Source organism: Pseudomonas graminis (assembly GCF_004364335.1).
Classification (GTDB): domain Bacteria; phylum Pseudomonadota; class Gammaproteobacteria; order Pseudomonadales; family Pseudomonadaceae; genus Aquipseudomonas; species Aquipseudomonas graminis_D.
In genome coordinates this window covers 111,897-125,848 of sequence record NZ_SOCR01000007.1, presented here as the reverse complement: position 1 = coordinate 125,848, position 13,952 = coordinate 111,897, and the positions used below count along the sequence as shown (strand labels likewise).

The 13,952-nt window shown below is 63.6% G+C and carries 12 protein-coding genes; 4 read left to right on the top strand and 8 right to left on the bottom strand.

From position 1 onward, the window contains the following. Window positions 1-45: 45 nt before the first annotated feature. Both EC919_RS14645 and EC919_RS14640 read left to right on the top strand, forming a co-directional pair. Complete coding sequence (locus EC919_RS14645; protein WP_122624928.1) at window positions 46-594, top strand: TetR/AcrR family transcriptional regulator; 549 nt, start codon at window positions 46-48, stop codon at window positions 592-594. 90 nt (window positions 595-684) lie between these two features. Continuing rightward, window positions 685-2,010, top strand: coding sequence for a leucine-rich repeat-containing protein kinase family protein (locus EC919_RS14640; protein ID WP_133775051.1), 1,326 nt, complete (start codon window positions 685-687; stop codon window positions 2,008-2,010). A gap of 130 nt (window positions 2,011-2,140) precedes the next feature. On the opposite strand, the gene EC919_RS14635 is transcribed toward EC919_RS14640, so the two are convergent. The 7 genes from EC919_RS14635 to EC919_RS14605 all read right to left on the bottom strand — a co-directional run bounded on the left by EC919_RS14635 (window position 2,141) and on the right by EC919_RS14605 (window position 10,143). After that, window positions 2,141-2,845, bottom strand: a complete 705-nt coding sequence (locus EC919_RS14635; RefSeq protein ID WP_133775049.1) for a YebC/PmpR family DNA-binding transcriptional regulator — start codon at window positions 2,843-2,845, stop codon at window positions 2,141-2,143. Between the two features lie 192 nt (window positions 2,846-3,037). Beyond that, window positions 3,038-3,811 carry an enoyl-CoA hydratase gene (locus EC919_RS14630; RefSeq protein ID WP_133775047.1) on the bottom strand — a complete coding sequence of 258 codons (774 nt, stop codon included), beginning with the start codon at window positions 3,809-3,811 and terminating at the stop codon, window positions 3,038-3,040. 85 nt (window positions 3,812-3,896) lie between these two features. Continuing rightward, entirely contained in the window at window positions 3,897-5,108 is a 1,212-nt protein-coding gene (locus tag EC919_RS14625; protein WP_133775044.1) for an acetyl-CoA C-acyltransferase, read from the bottom strand. 16 nt (window positions 5,109-5,124) lie between these two features. Continuing rightward, the gene (locus tag EC919_RS14620; protein ID WP_133775042.1) at window positions 5,125-5,892 is read right to left on the bottom strand and encodes an SDR family NAD(P)-dependent oxidoreductase; all 768 of its coding nucleotides are present in this window, start codon (window positions 5,890-5,892) and stop codon (window positions 5,125-5,127) included. 131 nt (window positions 5,893-6,023) lie between these two features. Next, entirely contained in the window at window positions 6,024-7,418 is a 1,395-nt protein-coding gene (locus EC919_RS14615) for a DHA2 family efflux MFS transporter permease subunit (protein WP_133775040.1), read from the bottom strand. 40 nt (window positions 7,419-7,458) lie between these two features. Beyond that, entirely contained in the window at window positions 7,459-8,142 is a 684-nt protein-coding gene (locus EC919_RS14610) for a TetR/AcrR family transcriptional regulator (RefSeq protein ID WP_133775038.1), read from the bottom strand. Between the two features lie 87 nt (window positions 8,143-8,229). Continuing rightward, the gene (locus tag EC919_RS14605; RefSeq protein ID WP_133775036.1) at window positions 8,230-10,143 is read right to left on the bottom strand and encodes a bifunctional sugar phosphate isomerase/epimerase/4-hydroxyphenylpyruvate dioxygenase family protein; all 1,914 of its coding nucleotides are present in this window, start codon (window positions 10,141-10,143) and stop codon (window positions 8,230-8,232) included. Window positions 10,144-10,413: 270 nt separating this feature from the next. Here EC919_RS14605 and EC919_RS14600 point away from each other — a divergent pair, with 270 nt between their 5' ends. Next, entirely contained in the window at window positions 10,414-11,697 is a 1,284-nt protein-coding gene (locus tag EC919_RS14600) for an MFS transporter (protein ID WP_166650564.1), read from the top strand. Window positions 11,698-11,835: 138 nt separating this feature from the next. On the opposite strand, the gene EC919_RS14595 is transcribed toward EC919_RS14600, so the two are convergent. After that, window positions 11,836-12,723: a DMT family transporter gene (locus EC919_RS14595; protein ID WP_133775031.1), complete on the bottom strand. Its 888-nt coding sequence runs from the start codon at window positions 12,721-12,723 to the stop codon at window positions 11,836-11,838. A 223-nt stretch (window positions 12,724-12,946) separates the two neighbouring features. Here EC919_RS14595 and EC919_RS14590 point away from each other — a divergent pair, with 223 nt between their 5' ends. Continuing rightward, a complete protein-coding gene (locus EC919_RS14590) occupies window positions 12,947-13,858 on the top strand; it encodes a LysR family transcriptional regulator (RefSeq protein ID WP_133775029.1) in 912 nt (303 codons plus the stop codon). Window positions 13,859-13,952 lie beyond the last annotated feature (94 nt).

Genomic DNA, 13,952 nt, shown 5'->3' with positions numbered 1-13,952 from the left:
AGCAACGTCTGCTTAAAGCAAATATTTTGTGTTAGGGTCCGCAGCATGGCTATCAAAGAAGGCATTCGCACCGGCGGCCGCAGTGCCCGGGTGCAGACATCGATTCACGCGGCGGTTCGCGATCTGCTCCAGGAGCAGGAACGTTCGGCCCTCAGCGTGCCCATGATTGCGGCCCGTGCCGGTGTCACGCCGTCGACCATCTACCGGCGCTGGGGCGACCTGACCTCGCTGCTGGCGGATGCCGCTGTCGAGCGCCTGCGTCCCGACGAGCCGGTGGATTGCGGCAACCTGCGCGACGACCTGCGCACTTGGGTCGAGGTCTACCTCGAAGAAACCAACTCGGCGCCCGGCCGCGAGATGATGCGCGATGTGGTCGCCAGCAGCGCGACGCTGTGCTCGGGCAAGTGCCTGAACATGGTCCGCGATCAACTGCAGATCATCATCGACCGGGCGCGGGAGCGCGGTGAGCAGAGTCCTTCAGCGGACGAGCTGGTCGATGCCGTCGTCGCGCCCATGGTCTACCGCATTCTGTACGCCGAGTCGGCGCCATCCCTTGAGCGCATGCATCAATTGCTGGACCGCTGCCTGAGTTGATCCCTCGCCTGTCATGCTCGTACCAAACGAGCAACGGCCGGGTTGACTGGGTATCATGGCCGTCCATTGATCACAGGCGCCCTTCCCCCCATGCACACCCTTGCAGACCTGCGTGCCGGCAAACTGGCAGGCATCACGCGGCTTAATCTCAGCGCCGACCTCGGCGAATTCCCCGAGGAGATTTTCAGCCTCGCCGATTCCCTGGAAGTGCTGGACCTCAGCGGCAACCGGCTGACGGAATTGCCCGCCGACCTGCACCGTCTTAAGCGCCTGAAAATCCTCTTCTGCTCCAACAATCCGTTTACCCGGCTGCCGGAATGCCTGGGTCAATGCGAGCAGCTGTTCTTCGTTGGCTTCAAGGCCTGCGAGATCATTGATGTTCCCGCCAGTGCGTTGCCGCCTTCGCTGCGCTCGCTGGTGCTGACCGACAACCGCATAGAGACCCTGCCTGAAGCCATCGGCGACTGTGCGCACCTGCAGAAGCTGATGCTGGCGGGCAACCGGCTGCGGCAATTGCCCGAATCCCTGGCCCGCTGCGGGCGCCTGGAATTGATGCGGATCGCGGTCAACGATCTTCACGAACTGCCGCGCTGGCTGCTGGAGATGCCAGCGCTGGCGTGGCTGGCGTTTGCCGGCAATCCGTTGAACGACATCCACACCGAAGAGCCCATCCGGCAGATTCCGTGGCATGAGCTGACGCTGCAACAGGTGCTGGGCGAAGGCGCTTCGGGGGTCATTCAGCAGGCACGGTGGCGCGTGGATGACGATGCTTCGGCGCTGGACGTTGCGGTGAAGCTGTACAAAGGCGCTGTCACCAGCGACGGCTCGCCGTTGAACGAGATGCAGGCCTGCATCGCGGCGGGGCGTCATGGGCATCTGATTCCAGTGCTCGGCCAGATTCAGGGCCACCCCCGGGGCGCTCGCGGTCTGGTGATGGAGCTGATATCTCCCTCTTTCCTCACCCTCGCCCGCCCGCCGACCCTGGAATCCTGCACCCGTGACACTTACGCAGGCACACGGCTGAGCGTTTCGACCGTGAAGCGCCTGGCCGCCGGTATCGCCGCAGCGTGCGCCCATTTACACGCCCACGGCATTAACCACGGTGACCTGTACGGGCACAACATCCTCTGGAACGAGGCTGGGGATAGCCTGCTGGGGGATTTCGGCGCGGCGGCGTTTTACCCGGATGAAGACACGGGACGCAGGCTGGAGCGCATTGAAGTGCGAGCGTTCGGGGTATTGCTCGGGGAATTGCTGGACTGTTGCGAGGCAGACGATGGAGAGACTGCCGGCCTGCGGGCGTTGGAGAAGCGCTGCGTGCAAGGGGATGTGATGCAGCGGCCCGGGTTCGCGGAGGTCGATCAGCAGTTTAGAGGCCTCAACTCGGGTGTCAGGTCTGCCCCGTCACCTTGGTAGGACCGGCTTCAGCCGGGAAGAGGCCAGCACGGACACCCTTGATTTCGCAGCGTGCCCACCGACGCCTTCCCGGCTAAAGCCGGTCCCACTAAAAGCACGCGATTCTCCAGTGGGACCGGGGCCGCCAGCCTTATCCCGCCAACCCTACGTACACGTTTTGCACGTCATCGTGGCTGTCGATCGCTTCGAGGAAGGCTTCCACTTCGGCCATCTGCTCTTCGCTCAGGCCTTCAACCGGGTTCTTCGGGCGGTAGCCGATCTTGGCGGATTCAACGGTGAAGCCAAACTCTGGCAGCGCCTTGCATACGGCGTCGAGGTCAGTGGTGTCGGTGTAAAACGTCGCAACCCCTTCTTCGCCTTGTTCAACGTCTTGGGCGCCGGCTTCGATGGCAGCTTCCTCGGCGTCTGCATCGTCTTTAGCAGCGACGGCGTCGATCATGCCCAGATGGTCGAAATCCCAGGTGATCGAACCTTCGGCACCTAGCTGGCCCTTGCGGAACAACACGCGGATCTCGGACACGGTGCGATTGATGTTGTCCGTCAGGCACTCGACGATGACCGGCACCTTGTGCGGCGCGAAGCCTTCGTAGGTGAGTTTCTCGAAGTGCACGTGCTCACCGAGCAAACCGGCGCCTTTCTTGATGGCTCGCTCTAGCGTTTCGCGCGGCATCGACGCTTTCTTGGCCTGCTCGACCACCAGACGCAGGCGCGCGTTCATGTCGGGGTCAGCGCCGGAGCGCGCGGCAATCATGATTTCCTTGGACAGCTTGCCGAAAATACGCCCCTTGGCGTTGGCTGCCGCTTCTTTGTGTTTGACCTTCCACTGTGCGCCCATGATTGCTCTCTTGTTCCGGTGGCGATAAATCGCGCGGATCCGACGCGTCTTGCGCGTAGGGCCGATGGCGATAAATGCTGAAAATAGGGTGATCGATAATGACAGGCCGGGGGTGAACCACGGCGACCGGCGCATTTTATACACGCTGGCGCCAGAAGACACCCCTGAGACGCACCACCGTCCAGACCCGAATCAGCGATGCTTGAACGCCGGCTCGCGCTTCTCGATGAACGCCGCCATGCCTTCCTTCTGGTCCTCGCTGGCAAACGCCGCATGGAACACCCGGCGCTCGAAACGAATCCCCTCGGCCAGGCTGACTTCAAAGGCGCGATTGACGCTTTCCTTGACCATCATGGTCGCCGGCAACGACTTCGCCGCAATGCCAGCCGCCACCTTGAGCGCCTCATCCAGCAACTGCTCCTGCGGCACGATGCGCGCCACCAGCCCGGCACGCTCCGCTTCGATGGCATCGATCATGCGCCCGGTCAGGCACATTTCCATGGCCTTGGCCTTGCCCACCGCGCGGGTCAGACGCTGGGTCCCGCCCATGCCCGGCAGCACGCCCAGCTTGATTTCCGGCTGACCGAAGCGCGCGTTGTCCGCCGCCAGAATGAAGTCGCACATCAGCGCCAGCTCGCAGCCACCGCCCAGGGCAAAGCCCGAGACGGCAGCAATGATCGGCTTGCGGCGGTTGGCCACCCGATCGCTGTCGCTGAACAGATCGTCCAGATAGATCTGCGGGTATTTCAGCTCGGCCATTTCCTTGATGTCGGCCCCGGCGGCGAACGCTTTGGCCGAGCCGGTCAGGACGATGCAGCCGATACCATGATCGCGCTCCAGCTCGTCGAGGGCGTGATTGAGTTCGCTGATGAGCTGGGCATTCAGCGCGTTGAGCGCCTCTGGACGGTTCAGGGTCAGGAGCCCAACGCGACCTCTGACTTCCTTGAGGATTGTTGTGTAATTCATTGTTTTATTGACCTTTTCTTATTTCTCTAGCCAGACAGTGATCACTACAGATTCAACCTGAGAATCACGACGCAAGCCATTGATATCAAACGACAAGCTCGACAGCCATCGCCGTCGCTTCGCCGCCGCCGATGCAAATGGCCGCCACCCCCCGCTTGAGTCCACGCTGCTTCAACGCCGACAGCAACGTCACCAGGATCCTTGCCCCGGAGGCGCCAATGGGATGCCCCAGCGCGCAGGCGCCGCCATGCACGTTGACCTTGTGATGGGGCAGCTGCAGGCGAGCCATGGTGACCAGCGCGACGACGGCGAACGCTTCGTTGATCTCGAACAGATCGACCTCGGCCAGTGACCAGCCGGTCTTGCCCATCAGCTTGTCGATGGCGCCTACCGGTGCGGTCGGAAACAACCCGGGTTCATTGGCATAAGCGGCGTGGCCATGGATGACTGCCAGTGGCTTGAGCCCGCGTCGATGCGCTTCGGACTGACGCATCAGGGTCAAAGCGGCAGCGCCGTCGGAGATCGAGCTGGAGTTGGCCGCCGTCACCGTGCCGCCCTCGCGGAACGCCGGTTTAAGGTGCGGGATCTTGTCCAGCTTCGCCTTGGGCGGCTGTTCGTCCTGGCGAATGGTCTTGCGCTCTTTGCCGATCATGACTTCCACCGGGACGATTTCAGCGGCGAACCAGCCGCGCGTCATGGCCTCCTGCGCCCGGGTCAGCGAAGCGACTGCAAAACCGTCCTGGGCTTCCCGACTGAAATTTTCAAGCCCGGCGCACTCCTCGGCGAAGGTGCCCATCAAGCGGCCCCGGTCGTAGGCGTCTTCAAGGCCGTCGAGAAACATATGATCAATGATCTGGCCGTGGCCCATGCGGTAACCGCTGCGGGCTTTCTCCAGCAGATAGGGCGCGTTGGACATGCTTTCCATGCCGCCGGCGATGACCACGTCGGCGCTGCCGGCCATCAGCATGTCGTGGCCGAGGATCGCCGCCTGCATGCCCGACCCGCACATCTTGTTCAGGGTGGTGCAGGTCGTGGCGTTGCTGAGCCCGGCGCCCAATGCCGCCTGACGCGCCGGCGCCTGACCCAGTCCGGCGGGCAAGACACAACCGAACAGGACTTCATCGACCTGCGCCGCATCGATGCCCGCGCGTTCGACCGCGGCGCGGATGGCGGCGGCGCCCAGTTGCGGCGCGGTCAGGCTTTTGAGATCGCCCTGAAAGGCGCCCATGGGTGTGCGCGCAGCGCTCACGATCACCACGGGGTCGTCGTTCAACGTCTGGCGTTTGTTCAAAGACATGATGGGGTTTCCTCGATTAGCGAGCGGCCATGCGCAAGGCGCCATCCAGACGGATCACTTCGCCGTTGAGCATGCTGTTTTCGATGATGTGGCGGGCCAGCGCAGCGTATTCCTCGGGCTTGCCCAGGCGCGGCGGGAACGGCACGCCGGCGGACAGGCTCTCGCGCACCTGGGGTGTCATGCCGGCCATCATCGGGGTTTCGAAGATGCCCGGGGCGATGGTCATGACGCGAATGCCGTAACGCGCCAGTTCACGGGCGGCGGGCAAGGTCAGGCTGACAATCGCGCCCTTGGACGCCGCGTACGCCGCCTGACCGATCTGGCCGTCATAGGCGGCAACCGATGCCGTGTTGATGATGACCCCGCGCTCACCCCCGGCGTCGGCCGTGCTTTCGGCGATGGCCACGGCGGCGAGGCGCAGCAGGTTAAAGCTGCCGACGAGGTTGACGTTGATCACCCGGCTGAAACTGTCGAGGCCGTGGGGCCCTTCCTTGCCAAGGATTTTCTCGGCGCCGACGATGCCCGCGCAGTTGATCACGCCGTTGATCTGGCTGAATGCACTCAGCGCGGCATCCACCGCAGCCTGAACGGCGCTCGCCTGGGTGATGTCGCTGACGCTGGCGCGGGCATTGCTGCCCAGCTTGGCCACTTGGGCCGCGAGCGCCTCGGCGTTGACGTCCACCAGCATCACCCTGGCCCCTGCGTCGATGAGCATCTGTGCGGTGGCCGCCCCCAGCCCGGACGCGCCGCCACTGACCAGAAATGCCTTGCCTTCGATCTGCATGATTGTGTCGTCCTTACACTTTTATTGTTGGAGTGGCGAAATACTCCGCTCTGCCGCGCCGATGGGCAATAGTCAAAGCGCGCAGAACGCCTGGTGGTTTTGGCCAGTGGCGCTTCGCGGCAGGTAGAGGATCACGCCTTGGGTTGCAGCAGCGCCGCGCCGGCCTGGGCCGACACCCGGCGGTTGTCCAGCAACGCCAACGCCGCGATCACCGCGACGCCCATAAACGTCAGCTGGAAATCAGCGGTCACCGCGGACCCGTCGTTGCCATGCACGACCATTGCGCCACGCAGCAGCAACGCGGCAATCGCGACACCCAGGCCCATGCTCAACTGAAAGCACATGCTGAACATCGTCGACGCATCGCTTATCTGCGCCTTGGGGACGTCGGCGAAACCCAGCGTGTTGAACGCGGTGAACTGCATCGAGCGCGACAGCCCGCCAATGAACAGGATCAGCAGGATCATCGGCCAGCCCATCGTCTGATCAAGCAGCGCGCAGGCCGCAATCGCCGCCACGCCGATGCAACCATTGACCAGCAGCACCTGACGAAAGCCCCAGCGCTGCATGATCACGCTGGTAAAGGGCTTCATCGCCAGATTGCCGGCAAACACCCCCAGCACCAGCAGCCCGGCGTCGAACGCGGACAGGCCGAAGCCCAGCTGGAACATCAGCGGCAAGAGGAACGGCAGCGTGCTGATGGCGATCCGAAACACCGAGCCGCCCAGCAGGCTGACGCTGAAGGTGCGGATGTGCACCACCTCAACGTTCATCAGTGGCTGCGGATGCCGGCGCATGTGTCGCCAGGCCAGCGCGCCGCAGACCACGCCGAGCGCTGTTACCGCAAGGCCCGGCCACTGACTGCCATGGCCCTGCCCCAGCCGTTCCATCCCGAACAACAGCGCCGTGCAGGCCACGCCGAGCAGCAGGAACCCCTTCAGGTCGAACGGCCGGGTGCTGACTTCATTGCGTTTGGGAATGAGGATGAGCGTGGCAATCAGCGCCATGACGCCAAGGGGCAGGTTGAGGTAGAAAATCCACGGCCACGACGCGTGGATCACGATGAACCCGCCCAGGGGCGGCCCGAGAATGGGCGCCACCAGTCCCGGCCAGGTGATCAGCGAAATGGCCCGCACCAGGTCCTTCTTTTCGGTGGCGCGCATCACCGCGAGGCGCCCCACCGGGACCATCATCGCGCCGCTCATGCCCTGCAGGACGCGGGCGGCGACGAAGGTCTCCAGGCTGTCGCTGATACCGCAGAGCATCGACGCCACCGTGAACAGCACGATGGCGCCGCCGAACACCCGTCGTGAACCGAGTCGGTCGGCGAGCCAGCCGCTGAGGGGAATGAACGCGGCGATCGCCAGCATGTAGGCGCTCATGCCGATATTCAGGTCCACCGCCGCGACGCCAAAGGTCCGCGCCATTTCCGGCATGGCCGTGGCAATCACCGTGGCATCGAGGTTTTCCATGAAAAAGGTGACGGCCACCAGCAAGGCGATCAGCGTGGATTGGCGTTGCGACATCGTTGGCTCCTCAGGCAAGCGTGGCGTGGAACTCGCCCGGTCACGGCAGCAGGTAACGCATCACCGCTTCGCAGATCATCACCTTCTGCCGGGACTTGACTGCTTCGTCATCCAGGTCGATCTGGAAAATCTCGGAAAAGGTATGGCGGTTCGACACGCGATAGAAACAGAACGAACTCATCAGCATGTGCAGGTCAACGGCCTGTACGCCCGGACGGAACACGCCGTCCTGCTCGCCACGCCGCAGAGTTTGGTCCAGCGCCTGCAAGACATTCCGGCTCAGCTCGCGGATCGTCGCGGACTGTTTGACGTTGGCGCCGTTGTGGATGTTTTCGATGCAGACGATGCGCACGAAGTCGACATTGCGGTCGTGGTGGTCGAAGGTGAACTCCACCAGCCGCCTGATCGCTTCTTCAGGCGCGAGCACATCGAGGTCAAGGCTGCTTTCCGTGGTGCGGATGTCGCCGTATAGCTTCTCCAGCACTTCGGTGTACAGCTGCTCCTTGCTGTTGAAGTAGTAATAGATCATCCGCTTGGACGTTTGCGTGCGCTCGGCAATCGCATCGACGCGGGCGCCGGAGAGCCCTTGGGCGACGAACTCGGCGACCGCCGCCTGAAGGATGCCTTCGCGGGTTTTTTCCGGATTGTTCTTGCGGGACTTGCGTGCCGGCTCGGGAATGCCACCTGCGGGCGCCTCGGCGAGGCTGTCGTCAACGGTTTTCATGCGGGGCTCACGACCACGGGGAATCGCGGGATTATGGGCTGCACCCGCGGGTTACGGAAGCGGCACGTGTCGACGCGCCCGGCGCCATCAGCCCCCTGCCGACCCGCTGCGCGCCCTGGCCATCGCTGCCAGGCGCACCGCAGCATTCGCCTCGCCATCACCGGCGTAGCCATTCCTGCGCTCGAGCATTTCAAAAAAGAACCGCTCCTCGAACGCCTCGGTGCAGGCGTGAAACAGCTCGCCACCGTTGGCGTCGCGGTCGTACAGCACGTTGTGGCGCGCCAGTTCGCTGAGCACTGCATCGCCGAAGCCGAAGCGCGCCCCCAGGTCGTCGTAGTAGTTCTGCGGGATAGCCAGCCACTGCACGCCTGCCGCCTCGCCCCGAGCGATCTGCGCGAAGATGTCGTCGCAGGCAAAGGCGACGTGATCAACACCTGCGCCGCCGTCGCTCGCCAACGCGTGAGCGATTGCCGTATTGCCACGATCCGGCGTGTTCAGCGACAGGCGCACGCTGCTGCAACGGCTGCGCAACGCCCGGCGCCTCACCAGACCGTAAGGGTCAGGCAGCAGCACGTCGGCATCCGCTTCGAAACCCAGCACGCTCTTGTAGAACAGCACCGCGCTGTCGAACCTGTCGGCGGGCAACCCGATGGCCACGTGATCGATGCGCTGCAAACCGCTTTGCATCAGGGGCTGCGAGCTCAGGCTGAAATCACTGTCCCAGCTCGATTGCCCCGGCGCGGCGGGCTCGACCAGATACATCAGGCTGCCGTCCGGCGCACGCACTGCCGGTATCTCTCTTGGCCCGGCGCCGGACGGTCCGCCATAGGTTTCGGCATTGAACTGACGTGCCCGCTCCAGCGCAGCAGCGCTGTCGTCCACCCGCAACGCCATCGCACACAGCGACGGGCCGGGGGCTTCTGAAACAGACTCAGCAGAGGATGGAGCAACCAAAGAACCGCGCTCGGCGTTCAACACGATCTTGATATCGCCCTGCCCCAGCAACGTCACGGCTTTGCTGCGGCGCTGACCCAAGGTGCCGAAGCCCAGCCCGTGCAGCCAGTTGCCCAGCCGCGCGCCCTGGGCCTCATCCACGGCGAACTCGAGAAACTCGACGCCATTGCAGGCACTGGGCGCCGGCGGATGGAACAACAATGACGGCGCATCGGGTCGAGACGGCTGGTTCAGCAGCGTGCGGGTTTGCGCCTCCAGGTACAGCAACGAACGCAGGCCTTCGGCGGCATTGGCCCGGGTAGGCGCGGCGCGGAACACGTCGTTGAAAATCTCCAGCGACAGCGGCCCGGTGTAACCGCTGCGCAGGATCGCTGCGAGAAAGCCGGGGCAATCGAACGCGCCCTGCCCCGGAAAACACCGGAAGTGCCGGCTCCACTCCAGCACACCCATGTTCAGCAGCGGCGCATCGGCCATCTGCACGAAGAAGATTTTGTCGCCGGGAATCTGCGCAATCCCGCTCGGATCGCCCTTGAGCGACAACGTATGGAAACTGTCGAGCAACACGCCGAGGGCCGGATGGTCGACCTGCCGGACGAGATCCCAGACCTGCTGCCAGGTGTTCACATGGCGCCCCCAGGCCAGCCCTTCATACCCCACACGCAGTTGACGCGCGCCAGCCCGTTCGGCGAGCGACCCAAGGTCATCGAGTAGTATGTTTCGCTCGCCCAGGGAATCCTTGGCGGTATTGCTGCACACCAGTATCAGGTCGGTGCCAAGCGCTTGCATCAGGTCGAACTTGCTCTCGGCGCGGTCGAGGTTGCGCTGCAGATGCTCGCGGCGACAGCCTTCGAAGTCGCTGAAAGGCTGAAACAGGGTGATGGCGATGCCCAGGTCTGCGCACAACTGGCGCACCTGGCGCGGGCTGCCGTCGTAACAGAGCAGGTCGTTTTCGAAGATTTCAACCCCGTCAAACCCTCCGGCGGCAATGGCTTCCAGCTTTTCCGGCAGGGTGCCGCTCAAGGAAACGGTGGCGATCGAGCGCTGCATGCGGGTGGGAACTCCTGACAAACACATGGGCACCCGGCACGTCGATGAAGCTCGAACCTGGCGGGTGTTCGTGGGATTATTCGCGCCGTTGGACACGACATCAAATGAAATGAACCGTACGGTTCATTTCATGACGCTTTTCCGGGTCAAGCACGGCACTGGCCGCGCGGACACCACCCTAACAATTTCGAAACAGGCTTGATGCTTATGCGTTCCCCTTCTGCTTCGCCTGCCCCGGTCGCCTCCAGCCCGGCGCATCCTCATGCCGGCATGAAGGAGAAGATCCGCAGCGCCCTGGCCGTCGGCAAAACCCGTTGGGGCATGCTGACACTGGTGTTCTTCGCCACCACCCTGAACTACATCGACCGCGCCGCACTGGGCGTCATGCAGCCAATCCTCGCGGCGCAGATGAGCTGGACAGCGATGGATTACGCCAACATCAACTTCTGGTTTCAGGTCGGTTACGCCATCGGCTTTCTGCTGCAGGGGCGTTTCATCGATCGGGTCGGGGTCAAGCGCGCGTTCTTTCTCGCGGTGCTGTTGTGGAGTGTCGCCACCGGCGCCCACGGTCTGGCGACATCAGCGGCGGGCTTCATGGTCTGCCGGTTCATTCTCGGCCTGACCGAAGCCGCCAATTACCCGGCCTGCGTCAAGGTCACCCGGCTGTGGTTCCCGGCCGGAGAGCGCGCCGTGGCCACCGGGATTTTTAACGCCGGCACCAACGTCGGTGCGATGGTCACGCCTGCCTTGTTGCCGCTGATCCTGACCGTGTGGGGCTGGCAGGCGGCGTTCCTCTGCATGGGCTCGCTGGGGCTGGTCTGGGTCATCACCTGGGGGCTGACGTATTTCAATCCGCAGGAGCATCCGAGGGTGCGCGCCAGCGAGCGGGCCTACATCAACAGCGATGCCGAACCGGAAACAGAGCCTGAAGGGGAAAAAGTACCGTTCTCGCGCATCCTGAAAATGCGCGGCACCTGGGCCTTTGCCGTCGCCTACGCCCTCACCGCACCGGTGTTCTGGTTCTACCTGTACTGGCTGCCGCCGTTTCTGAATCAGCAATACCACCTGGGCATCAGCGTGACGCAGATGGGCATCCCGCTGATGCTGATCTGGCTGACCGCCGATTTCGGCAGTGTCGGCGGCGGGATACTGTCTTCGTGGCTGATCGGCCGGGGCATGCCCCCGATGACTGCGCGCCTGCTGTCGATGCTGGCGTTTGCGCTGACGATCATCGGCGTGGTGTTCGCCGCCAATGCCAGCGGTCTGTGGGTGGCCGTGGCGGCCATCGCCCTGGCGGTAGGCGCGCATCAGGCCTGGACGGCGAACATCTGGAGCCTGGTCATGGATTACACGCCCCGGCACATGATCAGCACGGTGTTTGGCTTCGGCGGCATGTGCGCGGCCATCGGCGGCATGTTCATGACCCAGATTGTCGGCGCCGTGCTGACCGCGACGCACAACAACTACAGCGTGCTGTTCACCCTGATCCCGGTGATGTACTTCATTGCGCTGATCTGGATTTACTTCATGGCGCCGCGCGAGGTGGCGCCGTGAAGCCGCAGAATGTCCTCGATTTTGTAGGAGCCGGCTTGCTGGCGAACCGGTTTCTACATCACCCGTCAGGCGCCTGACCGGCCCTGTATCGCGAGCACGCTCACGCCCACAGGGGCATGGCGCGGGGGCAATCCTTCCTCAGCCGCCCTTCTTGCGCTGTTGCCACGCCGCCGCCAGGCCACTGAGACAGATGATCGCGATGCCGGCCTGTGCGACGAGGGACGGCGAATGGTTGAACACGATATAGCCCCACAGCCCGGCGAAAACGATCTGGCAGTAACCGAACGGCGCCAGCATGGCCGGCGCGGCGAAACGGAAGGCCTGGGTCAGCATCAGGTGCGCGACCATGCCACAGGTGCCCAACGCCAGCATGAACGGAATGTGCTTCCACTCCGGCGACTGCCAGAAGAACGGCACGATGGCGCTCATCAAAAGAGTATTAAACAGCCCGGCGAAAAAGTTGCTGGTGGTTGGGCTGTCGTGGGCCGCGACCAGACGGGTCAGCAACTGATAGCAGGCGAAACAGAATGCCGAGCCCAGCGGCAATAACACCGCCGGCCGGAACAGTTCGCCGCCGGGGTGCACGATCACCAGCACGCCACTGAAACCCACCAGCACGGCGATCCATTGACCGCGGCTGACCGTCTCCTTGAGCAGCGGCACCGACAACGCCGTCACCAGCAACGGGGCAAGAAAGTTGACCGCCGTCGCTTCGGCGATGGGGATGAACATCAGCCCACTGGTAAACAACAAACTCGTACCCAGCAGGCACACCGCGCGCAACGCCTGCAGCCCCGGGCGTTTGGTGCGCAGCACGCGCAGGCCCGACGACGGCATGAAAATGCACGCCATCAGCCCGGTGTGCACCACATAGCGCACCCAGACCACCATCATGATCGGGTAGATGCCGGAGAGGTATTTGGACAGCGTGTCATGACTGGAGAACAGAAAGGTCGCAAACAGGATCAGTGCGATGCCCTTCAATGGCTGGTTGACGCCGGAGAGCGGCGTGCTGGTGGTGCTCATCTGCGTTCCTTTGGCCGTGCGTGAATGCGGGTCTGTCCCTTGCCGTGTCGAGCGCCGGCTTTCGTTGGAGGCGTCCAGCGTCAGCAAGAATATAGAAGGCGTCGCCGGAGCACCAAGCAAACATGACCGAGCAGGCGTTTTTCTGACTGCCTGGATGAGACCTTTCCGCTCACCCGGATTTGCCTCAGACTGCCGCTCTCGCTGGCTCGAAAACGGACGCTCTGTGGACCGCATTCAGGAAATGACCCTTTTTGCTGCTGTTGCCGAAGGCCCCAGCTTCGCCGCGGTGTCACGCAACCTGAACGTGTCCACGGCCACCGTCACCCGGGCCGTCGCGCAGCTGGAAGCGCGGCTTGGCACCTTGCTGATCGTGCGCACCACCCGGCAGCTGCGCCTGACCGAAGCCGGTATGCGCTTCGCCGACGACTGCCGGCGCTTGCTGGCCGATCTGCACGAGGCCGAAAGCGCCGCCGCCGGCATTCATGCCACGCCGCGCGGGTTGCTGACCATAACCGCGCCACAGGTGTTCGGCGACCTGCACGTTACGCCGGTCATGACTGACTACCTCAGTCAGCATCCCGAGGTTCAGATCCGTGGCCTGTTGATGGACCGGATAGCCGGGCAGCTGGAAGAAGGCATCGACGTCTCGGTGCGCATCGGCGAGTTGCCCGACTCATCGATGACCGCCATCCAGGTCGGCAGCGTTCGGCGCATGGTCTGCGCCTCCCCCGCCTACCTCGCCGCCCATGGCACCCCCCGTCATCCCCACGAACTCATCGAGCGCGAAACCGTGTCAGTGATCATCACCGGCCGCCAGCCGCCGTGGACCTTCCGCATCGAAGGCCAGCCTCAGGAAGTAAAGGTGCAATCGCGCCTGTCGCTGACGTCGTTCACGGCCTCCATTCATGCCGCCATTGATGGCTGGGGCCTGACCCAGGTGCCGTCCTATCAGATTCGCCGTCACCTGCAGGCGGGCACATTGCACGCCGTGCTCGAAGACTTCGAGATCACCCCGATGCCGGTATACGTGGTCTACGTCGAAGGGCGAAGAGGCTCATCCAAGGTGCGCTCGTTCGTTGATTTCTGCGTTCAGCGTTTGCGCGCGGACCTGGCGTACAGCGCCGGGCGCGTTTGAGCGCGGGCTCGGGTCCGCAGCCCAGCCTCTGCCGACCGGTTGAAATAGGGTTAGAGTAGTCACGCTGGCTCCGCCGTCCCTCGCCTGATCGGCA

What these genes read in the sequence shown, in the direction of transcription:
- EC919_RS14645 (WP_122624928.1), top strand. Translation starts at nt 46, where the DNA reads ATGGCTATCAAAGAAGGCATTCGCACCGGCGGCCGCAGTGCCCGGGTG.
- EC919_RS14640 (WP_133775051.1), top strand. Translation starts at nt 685, where the DNA reads ATGCACACCCTTGCAGACCTGCGTGCCGGCAAACTGGCAGGCATCACG.
- EC919_RS14635 (WP_133775049.1), bottom strand. Translation starts at nt 2,845, where the DNA reads ATGGGCGCACAGTGGAAGGTCAAACACAAAGAAGCGGCAGCCAACGCC.
- EC919_RS14630 (WP_133775047.1), bottom strand. Translation starts at nt 3,811, where the DNA reads ATGAATTACACAACAATCCTCAAGGAAGTCAGAGGTCGCGTTGGGCTC.
- EC919_RS14625 (WP_133775044.1), bottom strand. Translation starts at nt 5,108, where the DNA reads ATGTCTTTGAACAAACGCCAGACGTTGAACGACGACCCCGTGGTGATC.
- EC919_RS14620 (WP_133775042.1), bottom strand. Translation starts at nt 5,892, where the DNA reads ATGCAGATCGAAGGCAAGGCATTTCTGGTCAGTGGCGGCGCGTCCGGG.
- EC919_RS14615 (WP_133775040.1), bottom strand. Translation starts at nt 7,418, where the DNA reads ATGTCGCAACGCCAATCCACGCTGATCGCCTTGCTGGTGGCCGTCACC.
- EC919_RS14610 (WP_133775038.1), bottom strand. Translation starts at nt 8,142, where the DNA reads ATGAAAACCGTTGACGACAGCCTCGCCGAGGCGCCCGCAGGTGGCATT.
- EC919_RS14605 (WP_133775036.1), bottom strand. Translation starts at nt 10,143, where the DNA reads ATGCAGCGCTCGATCGCCACCGTTTCCTTGAGCGGCACCCTGCCGGAA.
- EC919_RS14600 (WP_166650564.1), top strand. Translation starts at nt 10,414, where the DNA reads ATGAAGGAGAAGATCCGCAGCGCCCTGGCCGTCGGCAAAACCCGTTGG.
- EC919_RS14595 (WP_133775031.1), bottom strand. Translation starts at nt 12,723, where the DNA reads ATGAGCACCACCAGCACGCCGCTCTCCGGCGTCAACCAGCCATTGAAG.